Source organism: Arthrobacter rhamnosi, assembly GCF_054510855.1.
Map to the genome: position 1 here is coordinate 743,153 of NZ_JBTNDT010000001.1, position 17,551 is coordinate 760,703.

15 protein-coding genes are annotated in these 17,551 nt (G+C 68.5%); 5 read left to right on the plus strand and 10 right to left on the minus strand.

The genetic code is table 11. The features are described from left to right. Positions 1 to 159 precede the first annotated feature (159 nt). Positions 160 to 606 carry a VOC family protein gene (locus ACX80I_RS03495; protein WP_459343762.1) on the plus strand — a complete coding sequence of 149 codons (447 nt, stop codon included), beginning with the start codon at positions 160 to 162 and terminating at the stop codon, positions 604 to 606. 75 nt (positions 607 to 681) lie between these two features. Continuing rightward, a complete protein-coding gene (locus ACX80I_RS03500; RefSeq protein WP_459343763.1) occupies positions 682 to 1,452 on the plus strand; it encodes a type 1 glutamine amidotransferase domain-containing protein in 771 nt (256 codons plus the stop codon). A gap of 236 nt (positions 1,453 to 1,688) precedes the next feature. On the opposite strand, the gene ACX80I_RS03505 is transcribed toward ACX80I_RS03500, so the two are convergent. Continuing rightward, the gene (locus ACX80I_RS03505; protein ID WP_459343764.1) at positions 1,689 to 2,549 is read right to left on the minus strand and encodes a S1 family peptidase; all 861 of its coding nucleotides are present in this window, start codon (positions 2,547 to 2,549) and stop codon (positions 1,689 to 1,691) included. 151 nt (positions 2,550 to 2,700) lie between these two features. Here ACX80I_RS03505 and ACX80I_RS03510 point away from each other — a divergent pair, with 151 nt between their 5' ends. Continuing rightward, complete coding sequence (locus ACX80I_RS03510; protein ID WP_459343765.1) at positions 2,701 to 4,599, plus strand: amylosucrase; 1,899 nt, start codon at positions 2,701 to 2,703, stop codon at positions 4,597 to 4,599. Between the two features lie 24 nt (positions 4,600 to 4,623). Here the strand turns inward: ACX80I_RS03510 and ACX80I_RS03515 are convergent, their stop codons facing one another. Continuing rightward, positions 4,624 to 5,442, minus strand: coding sequence for a shikimate 5-dehydrogenase (locus ACX80I_RS03515; protein WP_459343766.1), 819 nt, complete (start codon positions 5,440 to 5,442; stop codon positions 4,624 to 4,626). A gap of 145 nt (positions 5,443 to 5,587) precedes the next feature. On the opposite strand from ACX80I_RS03515, the gene ACX80I_RS03520 reads away from it, so the two are divergent. Next, complete coding sequence (locus ACX80I_RS03520) at positions 5,588 to 6,727, plus strand: glutamate--cysteine ligase (RefSeq protein WP_459343767.1); 1,140 nt, start codon at positions 5,588 to 5,590, stop codon at positions 6,725 to 6,727. Between the two features lie 56 nt (positions 6,728 to 6,783). On the opposite strand, the gene ACX80I_RS03525 is transcribed toward ACX80I_RS03520, so the two are convergent. From ACX80I_RS03525 to ACX80I_RS03550, 6 genes are all read right to left on the minus strand, one after another. Beyond that, on the minus strand, positions 6,784 to 7,029 hold the full coding sequence (locus ACX80I_RS03525) for a hypothetical protein (RefSeq protein ID WP_459343768.1): 246 nt from the start codon (positions 7,027 to 7,029) through the stop codon (positions 6,784 to 6,786). 129 nt (positions 7,030 to 7,158) lie between these two features. Continuing rightward, positions 7,159 to 9,135 carry a beta-galactosidase gene (locus ACX80I_RS03530; RefSeq protein ID WP_459343769.1) on the minus strand — a complete coding sequence of 659 codons (1,977 nt, stop codon included), beginning with the start codon at positions 9,133 to 9,135 and terminating at the stop codon, positions 7,159 to 7,161. 65 nt (positions 9,136 to 9,200) lie between these two features. Next, on the minus strand, positions 9,201 to 9,830 hold the full coding sequence (locus ACX80I_RS03535; RefSeq protein ID WP_459343770.1) for a hypothetical protein: 630 nt from the start codon (positions 9,828 to 9,830) through the stop codon (positions 9,201 to 9,203). Beyond that, the gene (locus ACX80I_RS03540; protein WP_459343909.1) at positions 9,827 to 10,738 is read right to left on the minus strand and encodes a carbohydrate ABC transporter permease; all 912 of its coding nucleotides are present in this window, start codon (positions 10,736 to 10,738) and stop codon (positions 9,827 to 9,829) included. Before ACX80I_RS03540 ends, ACX80I_RS03535 begins: the two co-directional genes overlap by 4 nt. 5 nt (positions 10,739 to 10,743) lie before the next feature. Continuing rightward, positions 10,744 to 11,730 carry a carbohydrate ABC transporter permease gene (locus ACX80I_RS03545; RefSeq protein WP_459343771.1) on the minus strand — a complete coding sequence of 329 codons (987 nt, stop codon included), beginning with the start codon at positions 11,728 to 11,730 and terminating at the stop codon, positions 10,744 to 10,746. Positions 11,731 to 11,746: 16 nt separating this feature from the next. Next, on the minus strand, positions 11,747 to 13,039 hold the full coding sequence (locus ACX80I_RS03550; RefSeq protein ID WP_459343772.1) for an ABC transporter substrate-binding protein: 1,293 nt from the start codon (positions 13,037 to 13,039) through the stop codon (positions 11,747 to 11,749). Positions 13,040 to 13,201: 162 nt separating this feature from the next. Between ACX80I_RS03550 and ACX80I_RS03555 the strand changes: the two genes are divergently transcribed. Next, positions 13,202 to 14,185, plus strand: coding sequence for an acetylxylan esterase (locus ACX80I_RS03555; RefSeq protein WP_459343773.1), 984 nt, complete (start codon positions 13,202 to 13,204; stop codon positions 14,183 to 14,185). Positions 14,186 to 14,247: 62 nt separating this feature from the next. On the opposite strand, the gene ACX80I_RS03560 is transcribed toward ACX80I_RS03555, so the two are convergent. Then, positions 14,248 to 14,697: a BLUF domain-containing protein gene (locus ACX80I_RS03560; protein ID WP_459343774.1), complete on the minus strand. Its 450-nt coding sequence runs from the start codon at positions 14,695 to 14,697 to the stop codon at positions 14,248 to 14,250. A 229-nt stretch (positions 14,698 to 14,926) separates the two neighbouring features. Next, positions 14,927 to 17,491 carry a rhamnogalacturonan lyase gene (locus tag ACX80I_RS03565; protein WP_459343775.1) on the minus strand — a complete coding sequence of 855 codons (2,565 nt, stop codon included), beginning with the start codon at positions 17,489 to 17,491 and terminating at the stop codon, positions 14,927 to 14,929. Positions 17,492 to 17,551 lie beyond the last annotated feature (60 nt).

The following is a 17,551-nucleotide window of genomic DNA, read 5'->3' on the forward strand; positions in this document are numbered from 1 at the left end:
GCCTTCCCCTCGGGTTTCCACCTCACTCTGGTACCGATCAGCCCCCTTAGCAAGGGGTGCGCCGGAGAGGGTCCCTCCTCACCGATGATTTTCGGCGCTAGCATCCGTCCAAGAAGTACCAAGGGCCCACCGAGGCCATTCCAGAACAGGAGTACCGCCATGGCTACCAGCGTCTTCATCAACCTTCCCGTCAGCGACCTCGCCAGGTCCAAGGACTTCTACACCAGCTTCGGCTGGACCCTCAACCCGAACTTCTCGAACGACGACGCCGGTGCCATCGTCATCAGCGACACGATCTACGTGATGATCCTGACCCACAGCCATTGGGCGCAGTTCACGGACAAGCCGGTGGCCGATGCCACGGCGACCTCCGCCGTCATCAACGCCATCAGCGTGGAGGAACCCGCCCAGATCGATTCCCTCGTCGACCGGGCCGTGGCCGCCGGCGCGATCGAGGGAAAGGCGCAGGACCTCGGTTTCATGCGCTCCCGCTCCTTCGCCGACCCGGACGGTCACAGCTGGGAGATCCTGTGGATGGATCCCATCGCACAGACCGGCGACTGGGAAGCGGTCCAGGCCAAGTACGGGGAACAGCAGGCGGTCTGATCCCGCACGGACGGGTGGCCGCGGCCCGTCCCGGAGTCCCGGCGTAGGGTGGACGGTGGACGAAAGGAGCACGTCATGAAGAAAATCCTCATGGTACTGACCAGCGTTTCCGAGATCGGCGATACCGGAGAGAAGACCGGCTACAACGTTGCCGAGGCGGCACACCCATGGAAAGTCTTCAAGGACTCCGGGCACTTCGTGGACTTCGCGTCCATCCAGGGTGGGCAGCCCCCGCAGGACGAGGTGGACTCGAGAGATCCTGTCCAGGTCGCTTTCACGGAGGACGAGACCACGCGCGCCGGGCTCTACAACACTGCCCGCGTCGACGTCGTCGATCCCGACCAGTACGACGCCGTCTACCTCGTGGGTGGCCACGGCACCATGTGGGACTTCCCGGACAGCGAGGGCCTGCAGAAGCTGGTGGCCGGGGTGTACAACGCCGGTGGCCTCGTGGGCGCCGTCTGCCACGGACCCGCCGGCCTCGTGAATGTGGAGTTGGCGAACGGGTTCCGCCTCGTCGAGGGCCGCAGGGTCGCCGCCTTCACCAACGACGAGGAGGTCGCCGCAGGCAAGGACAAGGTCATCCCCTTCTTCCTGGCGGACCGGCTCGAGCAGCAGGGCGCTACCCACGTCTCCGCCCCCGTCTTCGAGGAGATGGTGGTGGTCGACGAACGGCTGGTGACCGGCCAGAACCCCGCTTCGGCCGCCGGCGTGGCCAAGGAGATGGAAAAACTCTTCGCGGAACTCATCCATCAGGAAAAAGCCGAAGTACAGCACGAGACAGAGGCCCTGCGCGCCGTGAAGGACGCCGAGAAGGCTGCGGCGGCAGGCGCTGAGCACAGCTAGCGCCGCGTCCCGCCGCGCCGTCGTGCACGGGTTTCAGCGCCTGAGTCGCGTGTCGTGCTGCGACACGCCGGTTATCAGGGACGGTGGCGCCGGAAACCATGCACGACGGCGCCGGGACCACGCCTAGGGATGCTGGGGCAGGAATCACGGGTGCTGCGGGAACCGCCGCGGACCAGGGCCTGACACGCAACAGGAGCCGGTTCCGCGGGGGAACCGGCTCCTGTGCTGTGCGTGTCCTAGTTCAGCGTGACGTAGTCATCGAGCCAGTTCTGCACGACGGGGATGTCCACGCGCTGGTACCCGCCTAGGTACCGGCAGTTCGACGTGTAGCCATAGCTGGTGACGGCGACGAGGTAGCCGTCCAGGAAGACGGGGCCGCCCGAGTCACCGAAGCAGGTTCCGCCGCCGCCCCTGGTGTCGTTCGGGTTCCCCTGGAGCTGCAGGATCTGCGGCGTCAGCTTCTGTCCCGGGGACGTGGTGTTGCGACGGATGAGCGGGTAGGACATGGGCTGGGGCTTCTGCGGTCCGGCCTCCGGCTTGCGGACCTCCGTACCGTATCCGACGACCTCGAAGATGGTGCTGTTGAGTTTCGGTGACTTGAACTGGTCGAGGTAGTTGAGCGGAGCGACGGTCGCCGGCTCGATGCCCGTGACCGGCTCGTCCAGGACGATGACGCCGACATCGTTCCAGTTGGCGACGTCCGTGAAGTCCGAATAGGCGGGGTGGGTGGAGGCGGTACCCGAGAGATAGCCCGCGGCGGCGATCTCCGCGTCCGTGAAGCCGACGGAGGGATCCTTGGCGGTCGGGAACGGCGACGGTGGCGCCTCGGCCACGACGGAGTCGAACGTGACCAGGGTGCTCCCGACCGTGCCGTCGGTGCAGTGCGCGGCGGTGAGGAGGACCGTGGGTTCGATCAGGGTAGCGGAGCAGCGGAACCGTCCGCCGCTCTCGTCGTAGAAGAGGATCAGCCCGACATTGGGGTGATCCTCGCCATCCGGCTCGCCTCCCGTGATGGCCGAGGCGGGGGCCACTCCGGCGACCGAGAGGGCGATTGCCGTCGTGGCCAGCAGGGCGGAACTGCGGAGAAAACGTCTCATCATTGCGACCTTTCCAGGGGGTGTGGTGGGTCGAGAGTACAGCCACAACTTCACCAAGGCCACCATTCCGTTTCACCAAGGCCACCATTCCGCCTGAACCTCCGGGAAAACGGCGCCGACGTTCGCCGCGCGGCTGGAATAGGCTTGCCGGATGAGTCCCGCGCACGCCCTGTCCGAAACCCGCATTCGGGCGGAGCTCCGGTCCGCTCGCCGGGCGGGGACGCCGGACGCCGAGTGGGAGTCCTTCGAGGCGCGCTTCGACGCCGAGTTCCCCCGGCTGCAGTCGCTGTTCCACCGCATCTACGGCCCCGACGGGGACGCCGAACTGCTGCCGCTGGTACTCGATGCCGCGGCGTCCTGGCAGGAGCGCCCGCAGGACCTGAAGGCTCTCGACGCATCCCGGGCGATGGCGCCCGACTGGTTCTCCTCGAACCGGATGCTCGGCGGCGTCTGCTACGTGGACCTGTACGCGGGGAACCTGGCAGGGCTGCGCGAGCGCATACCCTACTTCCGCGACCTCGGTCTGACCTACCTCCACCTGATGCCCCTGTTCCTGGCACCGGAGGAGAACTCCGACGGCGGGTACGCCGTCTCGAGCTACCGCGACGTCGACCCCGCACTCGGCACCATGGAGGAGCTCGCGGACCTCGCACGGGAGCTGCGCGGCAACGGCATCGCCCTCGTGGTCGACTTCATCTTCAACCACACCTCGAACGAGCACGAATGGGCGCGCAGGGCCGTCGCCGGTGACCCCGAGTATCGGGACTTCTACTGGATATACCCGGACCGGGACATGCCCGACGCCTACGAGCGGACCGTCCGGGAGATCTTCCCCGACGACCACCCGGGCTCGTTCGTGCAGCTCGAGGACGGACGCTGGATCTGGGCGACGTTCCACTCGTTCCAGTGGGACCTCAACTACCGGAACCCGCGCGTCTTCCGGGCCATGGCCGGCGAGATGCTCTACCTCGCGAACCAGGGCGTCGACGTGGTGCGGATGGACGCCGTCGCCTTCATCTGGAAGCAGCTCGGGACCACCTGCGAGAGCCTCCCCGAAGCGCATCTCCTGCTGCAGGCCTTCAACGCCGTGTGCCGGCTCGCAGCTCCCTCGCTGCTGTTCAAGTCCGAGGCGATCGTGCACCCCGACGAAGTGGTGCAGTACATCGACCCGGGCGAGTGCCAGCTCAGCTACAACCCACTGCAGATGGCGCTGATCTGGAATTCGCTCGCCACGCGGGAGGTCTCCCTGCTCGCCCAGGCCCTCGAACGCCGGCACGACATCCCGGCCGGCACCGCCTGGGTCAACTACGTGCGCAGCCACGACGACATCGGCTGGACGTTCTCCGACGAGGACGCCGCCGAACTCGGCATCAACGGGCACGACCACCGCCGCTTCCTCAACGCCTTCTTCGTCAATCGGTTCCCCGACAGCTTCGCCCGCGGCGTGCCCTTCCAGGACAACCCCCGCACCGGGGACTGCCGTATCTCGGGCACCACGGCGTCCCTCGCCGGACTGGAGGCGGGCGACGGGGCCGCCGTCGCCCGGATCCTGCTCGCCCACTCGATCATCCTGAGCACCGGCGGCATCCCGCTGCTCTACCTCGGCGACGAGGTGGGCCAGCTCAACGACTACGGGTACCTCGACGATCCGGCCAAGGCCGAGGACAGCCGGTGGGTCGGCCGGCCCACCTACCCCGCGGAGCGCTATGCGACCCGGACGGACCCGACGACCGACGCCGGGACGGTCTTCCCGTGGCTGCGCCACCTCATCGACGTCCGGAAGAGCACGCCGGAGCTCGCCGGCGGACGCCTGCTGCCCTTCACCACGCACAACGCCCACGTCCTCGGCTACCAGCGCCCCGGCCTGCTCGACGGCGAGGAGTCCACCGTCGTCGTGCTCGCCAACTTCGCCGACACTCCGCAGCACATCAGCGCCGGGACACTCTCCGGCCTGCCGGAGAGCGCCCTCGAACTTCTCAGCGGAGAGCCCGCGCACCTGCGCACGGGCCTGACCCTCGAGCCGCACGGCGTGCGGTGGTTGAGGGTCTGAGGCCCGTCGAAGGCAGCCCGGGCCCTACGGCTGCCGGCGCGAGAACTCCCCGGCAGCCCGGACCTGCTCCGGTGTGGGCCGGACTCCGGTGTAGAGCACGAACTGCTCCTCCGCCTGCAGCGCGACGACCTCGGCGCCCGTGATGACCGGCTTGCCTGCCTCCCGGGCGGCGAGAATCAGCGGTGTCTCGGACGGGGAGGCGACGACGTCGAACACCACCTGGGCGGCGTCGATGGCGGACTGCGGGAACGCGAGGGCGTCCGCGTCCGCTCCTGCCATGCCGAGGGGGGTGACGTTGAGGATCAGGTCCGCCGTCGACTCCCCCACCTCCCGCTGCCAGTCGAAGCCGTAGAGCTCGCCGAGCGCCCGGCCCGTCCGCTCGTTGCGGGCCACGACCGTCACCCGGGTGAAGCCGGAGTCGCGCAGTGCTGCGACGACGGCCTTGGCCATGCCCCCGGATCCCTGCACGAGGACCGAGTGCGTCGTCGGTACGGCGTGCTCGCGCAGGAGCCGCTCCACCGCGAGGTAGTCGGTGTTGTAGGCGGTGAGGACGCCGTCGTCGTTCACGATCGTGTTGACCGAGTCGATGGCCTTCGCCGACGGGTCCAGGGCGTCCACGAGGGGGATGACGTCCTCCTTGAACGGCATCGAGACGGCGCAGCCCCGGATCCCCAGCCCGCGCAGACCGGCGATGGCGGCCGGCAGGTCCGTGGTGGTGAAGGCCTTGTAGATGTAGTTCAGCCCCAGCTCCTCATAGAGGTAGTTGTGGAAGCGCGTCCCGATGTTGCTGGGTCGCGCGGCCAGGGAGATGCAGAGGGTCATGTCTTTGTTCAGGATGGGCACCCGACCATTCTTCCAGCCGCGCGGTCCGCCGGGCCACCACAGCCGTCCTGCACCTGCCCGCCAGGCACTAATATTGGGACCAGTCTCTTCCGCGACGGCGCGATGCCGAGGCGCCCCCATCCCGCACCGTTCCAGGAGCAAGCCCTTGAAGATCGACTTTGCGCAGTCAGCCCAGTCAACGCTCGGCGTCGAGTGGGAGCTGGCCCTCGTGGACCGCTACAACGGCGAACTCGCCTCCGTGGCGAACGAGGTCCTGCGCGGCGTCAGTGCGAACCACCCGGAACTGCAGGACGACGACGAGCACCCGCACATCAAGCAGGAACTCCTGCTCAACACCGTCGAGCTCGTGACGGGGGTGTGCACCACCGTCGAGGAAGCGAAGGAAGACCTCTCGCGCTCGCTCGCCGCCGTCCGCGAAGTCACCGACCCGATGGGCGTGGAGCTCTTCTGCGCCGGATCGCACCCCTTCAGCGCTCCCCGTGCCCAGCAGGTCACGGACAAGGAGCGGTACGCGAAGCTCATCGACCGCACGCAGTGGTGGGGCCGCCAGATGGTCATCTACGGGGTGCACGTGCACGTGGGACTCGATTCCCGGGATAAGGCCCTGCCCGTGGTGGACGGCCTCACCAATTACTTCCCGCACTTCCAGGCGCTCTCGGCGTCGTCGCCGTTCTGGGGCGGTGAGGACACGGGCTATGCCTCACAGCGGGCGCTGATGTTCCAGCAGCTGCCCACGGCCGGCCTGCCGTTCCACTTCGACGACTGGGCCGGCTACGAGTCCTACGTCCAGGACATGTTCACCACGGGAGTGATCGACGCCGTCAGTGAGATCCGGTGGGACATCCGCCCCGTCGGCAACCTCGGCACCGTCGAGATGCGGGTGTGCGACGGGCTCTCGACCCTCCGGGACGTCGGCGCCGTCGCGGCCCTGACCCAGTGCCTCGTCCACGAGTTCTCGGAAACCCTCGACGCCGGAGGCAGCATCCCCACCATGCAGCCATGGCACATCCAGGAGAACAAGTGGAGGGCTGCTCGCTACGGGCTCGACGCCATCATCATCCTGGACGCCGAGGGCAACGAGAAGCTCGTCACCGAGCACCTCGTCGAGGTGCTCGACCGGCTCGAGCCGATCGCCGCGAAGCTCGGCTGCAGCAGCGAACTCGCGGATGTGGAGGGCATCCTGCAGCGTGGAGCCGGGTACCAGCGCCAGCGGCGGGTCGCGGAGGAGAACGACGGCGACCTCCGTGCCGTCGTGCTCGACATGGTGCAGCAGCTGCGCGACTAGGCGCCGGGCGGTCGGGGTGACGCGGCCGGGGTGACGGATCGATCAGCGCGACCGGGTCAGCGTGAGCCTTCGGTGAAGCGGTCGTCCGTCGTGGGATTGTCGGCAGGTGCGTCCTCGAGGCCGAGGTTTGCGGCGAGCGTCTTCGGGGAGGGGTTGTCCGCCGGGACGACCTGGTTGGCGATGAGGTCCACCTCGTCCGCCGCGGTCAGCGGCCCGTCCTGGATCTGGCCGACGTCGGTCGGATCGATCCCCTCCGTGCTGCCGAGATCCTTCATGTGGTGTTCTTCAGTCGGCTGGTCCATGCTCCGAGCGTAGGCGCCGCCGCTCCTCCCCCGCAGCGGAGGCTCCGGCCGCCGCAGCCTGTTGCGGGTCCCGTCCGCGCGGTGTACCGCAGGACCCCCGACGTCGGGGCGTCCCGGAGGGAGCCGGGCTCAGCGGTCCGGACGTATCAGCGCGTACCCGAAGGGCTCCAGCGTGAGGTCGCGGACCGCGGCTTCCGTGAGCACGTCCCGCCCCTGCACGTCGACGCGGACAGGCTCGGCACCGTGGTTGATGACGGCCAGCAGCGGCCCGCGCCGGATGGCTTCGACCATCGGTGGGAGTCCCTCGAGGACCGGCCGCACCTTCGCCGCTGCGAACAGGTGCCCGAGCACCTGCCGCGCGCCGTCGTCGTCGGGCACCGTGGCGAGGTAGTAGGCGGTGCCCGCCCCGGAGCGGCGCGAGGTCAGGGCGGGCCCGCCGTGCTGACGGCCTCCGTCGAAGGCCGCAAGGACCTCGGCGTCCACCACGTGCGCCTCTTCGGCGAGGAAGGACCCCGCGAAGCCGAACCCGTCGCCGGCCACCCGCGCGTGCTGCTGGCCGGGACCCGCCGAGCCCGGCGCGACGAGGGCACCGAAATCCTCGACGACGATCCCCAGCAGGTCCCGCACCTGCGTGCCGAAGCCGCCCGACCGGAAGCGGTCGTTCCCGTCCACGACGTCGCTGAAGGCTGTGACGAGCAGGTGCCCGCCCTGCTCCACGAATGCCGTGAGGTTCCCGGCGGACTCCCCCGTCAGCAGGTAGAGGTGCGGGGCGAGGACGACGTCGTACTGCGCGAGGTCGGCGGTGGGCGGCAGGATGTCCACCTGGACGTGGAGACGGTGTGCGGCGTCGTACCAGCCCCGGACGAGGGACAGGTAGTCGAGCGAGGTGGGGTGGTCCGGGTTCTCGATGGCCCACCAGTTCTCCCAGTCGAGCAGGAGAGCGACCCTGGCGGAGCCGTCGTCGGCCGGAAGGTCCGGCAGGCGGCCCAGTTCGCCGCCGAGTGCCACCACCTCCCGCCACGTACGTGTCTGCGTGCCGGCGTGCGGCAGCATCCCCGAGTGGAACTTCTCGGCCCCCGCCCGGGACTGCCGCCACTGGAAGAACAGGACGCCGTCGGCTCCTCGCGCCACGGCCTGCATGCTCTGCGCCGCGAGCTGCCCGGGCGCCTTCGGGGCGTTGGAGGGGCGCCAGTTGACCGCGTTGGAGGCCTGCTCCATGAGCAGCCAGGGCGTCCCCGGCTTGAGGGACCGCATCAGGTCGCCGTGGAAGGCGCCGTCGCGGAACCCCTCCGGATCATTGGGGTCGGGGTAGAGGTCGTCGCTGATGACGTCCAGTTCCGGCGCCCACTGGGCGTAGTTCACGGGCTTGAACGCTCCCATGAAGTTCGTGGTGACCGGCTGCGTGGCGCCGGCCGCGCGGATGATGTCCCGCTCCATCCGGTAGCACTCGAGGAGCATGTCGGAGGTGAACCGGCGGTAGTCGAGCAGCTGCCCCGGGTTGTGGCTGTAGGGGGCGTGGCGGGGCGGGAAGACCTCGGCGAAGGATCCGTACCGCTGGGACCAGAACATGGTGCCCCATGCCTCGTTGAGCGCAGCGACCGAACCGTACCGCGTCTCCAGCCAGCCGCGGAAGGCATCCCGGGCGGCATCCGAATAGTCCACGTTCAGGTGGCAGCCGTACTCGTTGTTCACATGCCAGAGGACGACGGCGGGGTGGCCTGCGTAGCGCTCCGCGATCCTGGTGACGAGTTCGGTGGCGAGCCTGCGGTAGGCGGGCGAGGACGGCGCGTAGTGCTGGCGGCTGCCGTGCCAGTAGGGCGTCCCGTTCTCGTCCGCGGCCAGCATCTCCGGATAGGCGACGGTCGCCCAGGGCGGGGGCGACGCCGTCGCGGTCGCCAGGTCCACCGCGATCCCGCCGTCGTGCAGGAGGCCGATGACGCGGTCCAGCCAGTCGAAGTCGAACACGTGCTCGGACGGCTGGATGCGCGCCCAGGAGAAGATGCCGATGCTCACCATCGTGACCCCGGCCTCCTGCATGCGTGCTATGTCCTCGGGCCAGACCTCTTCGGGCCATTGCTCGGGGTTGTAGTCGCCGCCGTAGTGCACTCGGACTCCAGGGGTGGTCGGTTGGTCGGACAAGGTCTCAGGTACGGCGTCTCAGGTACGGCGTTTCAGATGTGGCGCTCGCGCACCGAGGTCGCGAGTGCCGCGAACACCAGGCACCCGACGGCCGGGACCACGAGCGGCGGCAGTTGCCAGGCGACGATCGCCGCGAGGGCGACCGCCGCGACGAGCCAGAGGACCCCCGCCGGATCACGGCGGACGTCGCGGACCCACTCCAGTCCGGCGGCCCGCCACGACCCCGCGGCGTGCCAGCGCGCCGTCGTTCCGGCGAGGCCCACCAGCACGGACGCGAGCAGGACGACGCCAAGCCCGAGGACGGCCTGCCAGCCCGGCAGGAGCCGGGAACCGGCGACGACGATGTCCAGCAGGAGGAGGGACACCGCGACGGCGACACCCAGTCCCACGAGCCACCCGGTCCTCAGCGCAGCGGTGAAGTCCGCGGCGAACTGCCGGAGCGAAGAGTCCTCGGCCCGCAGGAAGCGGTGGAGGTGGGCGGATCCGGCCGCGAACGCCGCGGGGATCGTGACGATCCCGAGGCCGGCGATGCAGCACAGCACCCCCACCTCCAGGACCTCACCGAAGAGGGCGAACTTCGCGGTCGCCCCGGGCCAGCGCAGGCTGCTGCCGTCGGCGGCGGCTTCGCGCCCCCGAGCCGCCTCGCGCTGGCGCCGGCTCATCCCTTGAGGCCCTGGGTCGCGACGCCGTCGACGAGGAAGCGCTGGAAGAGGATGAAGAACAGCATGACGGGCAGGAGGGCGAGCACGGAGATCGCGATCGTCGCGCCGTAGTCCGAGGTGCTCGTCTGGTCGTTGAAGATGCGCAGGGCGAGCGGCAGCGGGTACTTCTCCGGCGAGTTCAGGTACAGCAGCGGGCCGAGGAAGTCGTTCCAGCTCCAGATGAACGCGAAGATCGACGACGTGATGAGCGCGGGCTTGATCAGCGGCAGCGTGATGGAGAAGAAGATCCGGCCGTGGCCGCAGCCGTCGATCCGGGCGGCCTCGTCCAGCTCACGCGGCAGGTTGCGGATGAACTGCACCATGAGGAACACGAAGAAGGCTTCGGTGGCGAGGAACTTGCCGGCCAGCAGCGGCCAGAAGGTGTCGATCAGCCCCAGGTTCCGGAAGATGATGTACTGCGGGATGATCAGCACGTGGAACGGCAGGAGCAGGGTGCCGATCATGGCGGCGAACAGGACCTTGCTGCCGCGGAAATTGATCCGCGAGAAGGCGTACGCGGCCATCGACGACGAGATGACGGTGCCGATGACCGCTCCGACACCGAGCAGCAGGGAGTTGAGGAAGAACTTCCAGGTCGGGATGCCGGCGATGCCCTGCATCACCTTGACGAAGTTGTCGAAGGTCGGGTTCTCGGGGAAGAAGCCCTGGTTGCTGCCGAACTCGGAGTTCGGCTTCAGCGAGGCGGAGACCATCCACAGCAGCGGGTACAGCACGAGCGCGGTCAGGGCGACGATGCCGATGATCCACAGGGCGGTCGGGACGTGCCGTCGCAGCGGGCGGCGCCGGCGGGCCGACGGCGCGGGTCCGTCGGGATCCACGGGCACCGGGACGGCAGGGTTCGATTCGATGGTGGTCACTTGGAGTCTCCTGCGTAGTGGACCCAGCTCCTGGAGGTGCGGAACAGGATGAAGGCGAGGACGCCGACGGCGAGCAGCAGGACCCAGGCCATGGCGGACGCGTAGCCCATCTGGTTGTTGGCGAAGGCCCGTGTGTAGAGGTAGACCGTGTAGAAGTTCGTCGCCCCGCCGGGGCCACCGGTTCCTGAGCCGATGATGTACGCCGAGGCGAACACCTGGAAGGCGTTGATCATCTCGAGCAGCAGGTTGAAGAAGATCACCGGCGAGAGCATCGGCACGGTCACGCTGAGGAACTTGCGCCAGGCGCGGGCGCCATCCACCGAGGCCGCCTCGTACAGTTCGGCGGGAACCCCCTTGAGCCCGGCCAGGAAGATGACCATGGGGGCGCCGAACTGCCAGATGGCGAGGAGGATCATCATGGGCATGATGAGCGACGGGTTGCCGATCCACCCTCCGAGGTTGATGCCGAAGAGATTGAGCGTGCCGTCGACGGGCCCGTCGGTGGAGAACATCGCCCGCCACACGATGGCGATGCTGACGCTCGCTCCGATGAGGCTGGGGGCGTAGAACGCCGAGCGGAAGAAGCCGGTGCCGCGTGCCTTGTAGTTCAGGAGCATCGCGACGCCGAGTGCGGCCGCGAGCTTGATGGGCGTGCCGACGAGGACGTAGATCAGGGTGATCCTCACCGAGCTCCAGAACTTCTCGTCCCCGGCCATGCGGGTGAGGTTCTCGAGCCCGGTCCACTCGGGAGCGGTGAAGAGGTTGTAGTCGGTGAACGCCAGGTAGAGCGACGCCACCATGGGGCCGAGGGTGAGGCCGATGAAGCCGAGCAGCCACGGGGAGAGGAAGACGTAGCCCGCCACGGTGTCGCGGTTGCGGGAACGGCGGGGCCGGGGCGCGCCCGTCCGGCGGCGGGCCGCCGGACGGGCGCCGGATTCGGCGGTGCGGGCTGGTGCCGGCGCGTGCGCCGAGTCCGTTGTCATGATGGAGCTCCTTTGCCTAGCTACCGAGCGTGACGGACGCTTCGTCGAAGAACTGCTTCGCGGCGTCCTCCGGGGTGACGGCGCCCAGGCCGATGGACTTGCCGAGGTCCCAGAAGGTCTGCTCGATGGCGCCGAAGCCGGCGACGGGTGCGGCCGGAGCATCGCCCACGCGGTCCGAGATGGAATCGAGGTAGTCCTTGACGGCCTTGTCCGGTCCTTCGAGGTTCGCACCCTCGAGCTGCGTCTCCGAGGCGGGGATGCCCAGTGTCGCACCGAAGATCTCGCCGACCTCAGGGCTGTTGATGAGGAAGTCGACGAAGGCCGCCGCTGCCTCGGGGTGCTCGGTCGAGGAGGATGCGGCCTGCATCAGGCCGACCTTGCGGTAGAGGTCCTTCTCATCCGGGTTGTCGGTGGGAGGGGCGACGAGGGTGATCTCCTCGGCACCGGAGTCGCCCAGGTACCCACCGAGGAAGTTGCTCCAGCTCATCTCGCTGGTGGTCAGGTTCCCACCGAAGCCGGAGACCGGGTTGATCTCCTCGAGCTTGCTCTGCGGAACCGTGACCTTGTCGCGGTTCTCCTGGCCCTCGGTCCAGTGCGCGGCGAGTTCCTCCTGCGTGAAGTTCAGCTTCCCGTCCTCGGTGAACAGCTCGCGGCCCTCCTGGCGCAGCTTCAGCTCGAGGTCCTGGATGCGCTGGGTGGTGTCGGTTCCTCCGTACACCTTGCCGCCGGTGGCCTCGGTCACGGATGCCATGTACGCGTCGTAGTCGTCCCAGCTCGTGCCGCCCTCGTAGGGCTCGACGCCGGCTTCGGCGAGCAGCGCCGGGTTCTGGAACACGGACCACGCGCTGTAGCCGGTGGGGATGGCGAACGTGCCGTCCTCGAGCTTGCCGGTGGACAGCAGGCTCTCGTCGATGGCGTCGGTGGTGATGCCGTTGCCGAAGTAGTCCTCGAGGTTCAGCAGCAGGCCGTTGTCGCCGTACTGGCGGAGGTAGGTGTAGTCGAACTGCATGACGTCCGGCAGCCCGCCGCCCGCAGCCTCGGTCTGGCGCTTCTCCCAGTACGAGGGGTAGTCGGTGAACGTGTCGTTGATCGTGATGTTCGGGAACTTCTCCTCGAACGCCGCGATGGCCTTGTCGTAGCGGGCGGCGCGATCGTCGTTGCCCCAGAACGTGTAGTTGAGGGTGATCTCTTCCTCGGTGTCCAGCGCTGCGGGTTCGCCACCGCCACCGCCGCAACCGGTCAGGGCCAGGCCGGTAACGGCCAGGGCTGCAACGCCTGTCAGGGTGCGCCGTGAGAGTGTGCGGAACATCTTTGTCCTCCTGGAAAACTTCTTCGTCAGCCATCGTGGGACGCCTTGGGAAAGCGTTATCCCACAGCGTAGGTTGAATCGTATCAATGGTCAACAGCCTGATCCCGGCGACCTTGTCCGCGCTCTATCCTCGCTTATCGAAGCCGTGAAAGGATGCACCCTATGCCTCACTTCGATCTCCCCCTGTCCGAGCTGCGCAGCTACCTGCCGGAGCGGAACGAACCCGCCGACTACGACGCCTTCTGGGACAAGACCCTCGCCGAGCAGCGCGTCCACGCAGCACGCCCGTCCTTCGCGGAGGTCGACGCGGGGTATACGCAGCTGATCACGGAGGACGTGACGTTCGCGGGTTACGACGGCCAGCCCGTCAAGGGCTGGCTGCTCACGCCGCGCCACCTTCCCGGTCCCCTGCCGACCGTCGTCACGTTCATCGGCTACGGCGGCGGACGCGGCCTGCTCGGCGAATGGACGGGCCTGCCCAGCGCCGGCTTCGCGCACTTCGTGATGGACCTCCGCGGACAGGGCGCGGGGCACCGGACGGGTGACACGGCCGACGGGCCCCTGGCGGGTCCGCACCTGGGGGGCTTCATGACGCTCGGCGTCGAGAACCCGGAGACCTACTACTACCGCCGGCTCTTCGTCGATGCCGTCCACGCCGTCGAAGCCGCCCAGTCGCACCCCGCCGTCGATCCGTCCCGCGTGGTGATCTCCGGAGGCAGCCAGGGCGGTGGCATCACCCTGGCTGCCGCAGCCCTCACGCAGCGGGTGAACGACACGCCGCCCGTCGGCGCCATCGTGGACGTCCCGTTCCTCTCGCACATGCGGCGCGCGACCGAGATCGTCGACACCGCTCCCTATTCCGAGATCGCGACGTACCTCGGGACGCGGCGGCACGCCGTCGACAGTGTCTTCCGCACCCTCAGCTACTTCGACGGCGTCAACTTCGCGACGCGCAGCACGATTCCCGCGATGTTCTCGGTGGGTCTGCTCGACGACGTCTGCCCGCCGTCGTGCGTGTTCGCGGCGCACAACCACTACGCCGGGCCCAAGCGCATGAAGGTGTACCCGTACAACGGGCACGAGCAGGGCGGCGCCTTCCAGGACGTCGAGCACCTCGCGTTCGTGCGGGAGCTCACCGGCTCCTGAGGCAGCGGTGACGTCCGACGCGGGCACCCCGGCTGCGGGTCGGCGCAAGGGGCCGGTCCGGGTCAGCGCATCTGGCCGGCGCGGTCCTGGAACCAGCGAATCAGCTCGCGCAGGGCGGCGACGGACTCCTGCGGGTCGTCCTCGCCCTCGATGTCAGAGAAGGTGGTGCGGTACCCGGGGATATCGTCCGCAGCCACCTCGGAGGCCGGCTCGTACGCCATGGTCCAGTCCGGGAACTTCCGTTCGTCGATGGTCTCCTGGAGAAGGATGTGGACGTCCAGGTGGCGTGGGTCGGCGGCGATGATGGACATGCGCTCACGCAGGACGTCGGCAGGGCCCTCGATGACCTGGAGGAACCGTCCGCTGCGGTAGAGCAGCATCCCCGTCAGCTGAGCACGGGCGTTGCTCTCCCGGCTGAGGGCCAGCAGGGCATTGAGCTCCTCGTCCCTGAACGGGTGCGCCGAGGTGCTCGAGTAGACGATCGACAGCAGGTCGTTGGGGGTTCGGCTCACACGCTCCAATCTACCGGCCGCGGGCGGGCCGAGCCCAGCGGCACGTCCTGGGTACGCGCAGGCCTGCGGCACTCCCCCGGGCGGACCGGCGCCCGAACGCCGCAATCACGGGCACCTTCTACTCCCGGCCGACGTCGGCGATGCAGCGCGTACAAGCGCCGGAAACAGGTCCGGCAGCACCGCGTGGTCGTACCGCACGCGATCCTGCCGGACGTTCTGACCGACGCCGTTACTGCAGCGTCGGGAGGATCACCGACCCCTGGTATCCGAGCTCGGTGCGGGCCTGCTCGGAGACCGTGCCGGGCTTCGTCCGCTGCAGCTGGTCGAGGAACTTCTCCAGGGCCCGGGCCGCATTACCCGCCTGGTCCCGTTCGACGGCGCGCTGCGCCTGGTCCAGGGACGCGCGCAGCTGCTGCGCCGCGGGTCCGGAGACGTCACCCTTGGAGATGAGCTGCTCGAGCTGCCGCTGCAGGGCCGGCAGTGTGCCGGGCAGGAAGGCATCGGGCACCGGCACGGCCGTGAAATCCGTGTCCGAGGCGAGGTAGAAGCTCGTGTACGCGGGCTGGTTGTAGGCCGTGTTCTGACGGGCGATCTCGGCCCGGTACTGGGGATCGTGCATCAGGGTGTACAGCTTCCGATCCGTGACCTCGGTGCTCGTGAAGATCCGGATGGCGGAGCTGTCCGTGGTCCGCACCAGCAACTCCTCGCGCCAGTCACCGACCACGTCGGCCACGAGCGAGGGGTTGCCCTTGGTGCCGTTGTTCGTACGGGCACCGGTCGCCGTCAGCAGGCGTCCGCGTCTGGCATCGTCGATGGTCGGAGTCTGGTCGCCGGCGCCGTTGACGAGCTGCGTGGTGCCGTCGGCCGCCCAGCGGATGCTCATGTTGGTTCCCGGGCCGTTGCCGGGCAGGAGCCGACCGGAGGCCGAGCGCAGGCCCACGGCCCAGTTCTCGATGCCACGAACGGAGGGATCGATGTCGCCGATCATGCCGCGCCCGGTGTCCTTGCCGGTGTAGCCGCCGAACAGGACCTCACCGTCGGACGCGTCCCGCATCGCCCAGCCATAGGGTGCGCCCGTCGCTCCCTCGTGGACGGAGAAGATCTCCTGGCCCGGGCGGTCCGGATCGATGTCCGTCACGTGCATGGCGTCTCCGTGCCCCAGCTTCGCCTTCGTACCGGGAGCGGCGCTGGCGGTGGGAAGCGTGTCGAAGGAGCTGTACAGCAGGGATCCGTCGTCGTCGAGGGTGGCGCTGCCGTAGACGATCTCCTGCCGTCCGTCGCCGTCCACGTCGGCGGCGCTCAGGGAGTGGAAGCCCTGACCGGCCAGGGCGCCGAACTCCTCACTGCTGCCCGTTCCGCTGTGCGGGCTGTCGTTGAAGGGATTGGACATGGGCACGTGGCCGGAGTCCACCTGCCAGTCCTGCGTCAACCGCTCGCCGTCCCAGCTGTAGGCGACGATGTCGGCACGTGTGTAGTAGCCGCGGGCGAAGACGGCGGAGGGATGCTCGCCGTCGAGGTACGCGACACCGGCGAGGAAGCGGTCCACCCGGTTGCCCGGCTCGATGCGGGCCATGGCGTAGTCGCCCCACAGCAGGCCATCGTCCCCGCGGCCGGGCTCATAGGGAACGGTCTCCAGCTCGGCGCCGGTGAAGCCCTCGAACACGCTCAGGTACTCGGGGCCGTCGACGATGAATCCCTCGAAGGCGCGGAGGGTGTTCCGCGCACTCCGGGACGGTGCATAGACGTCCATGAAGTAGTCCGCCATCGCGCGGGCGTCGGCGTCGGACAGCGGGTAGTCGTACCGCTGCCCGATACCGAAGGCCTCCTCCAGCGTCGCCGGCCAGTTCCCGGCGACCACCTCGGGGTGGTCCTGCCAGCCCTTGAACATCGTGACGACGTGGTCGTAGTATTCCGCGGCGCTCAGCCGGTAATCGTCGGCAGAGGTGACTCCTGCGGCCAGGTCTGCCTCCGGCAGCGTCACGTAGCTCTCCGAGGTGACCTCGCCCGTGGGCCCGTAGGCGGTGGTCTTCGTCCCGGGGGCGGTCTTGAGCATCATCTCGGACCGGCCGTCGCCGTCAAAGTCCGACACCATGAACTGCGTGTAGTGGGCTCCGGAGCGGATATTGACGCCGAGGTCGACCCGGCTCAGCAGCCGACCCTCGGCCGTGTAGGTGTCGATGTAGGTGTTGCCCGTATAGCCCAGCTGGGATACGTCCTTCGCGTTGGAGGGGTACCACTTGACGAAGTACTCGTACGAGCCATCCCCGTCCACGTCCCCGACACTCATGTCGTTCGCCGAGTAGGTGTACGCCTCACCGGTTGGCGTCACGCCGTCGGCCGGCTTCGACAGCGCGAGGTCGGTGTAGGCCTGGGTCCAGGGGGCGACGTCGGCACTCACCTCGACCTCCACGCCGTCGACGACGGCGCCGATGCTGTACCGCGCGCTCGCGGCGGCACCTGCATCGGTCACTGCCGTGTCGAGGTAGTTGGTGCTGTCCGTGACCGTGGCGATGGCTTCGCCGTCCCGGTACACCGTGAAGTCCGTCCCGGTGAGGCCGTCCGCCGTCGCGCCCGTCGCCTCCGTCGCCCTGAGCCGCCAGGAGAGGAAGACACCCTGAGGGGTGGCGGCGCCGACGAGGCCCCGGTCCAGGTACTCGAGCTGCACTCCTCCGATCGGAGCCGCGTTGGCGGGCCCCTGCGCCAGAGCGGGGACGGAGAGTCCGCTGAGGGTGAGGAGGGTCCCCGTGGCGAGCGCCAGGCATGCCGAGACCGTTGTTTTCTGTGCCGAACTCATCATTGAATCCTCTATTTGGAAAACGCTTTCCTCATCACGCTATGGTCAGAGTGCTGCTGT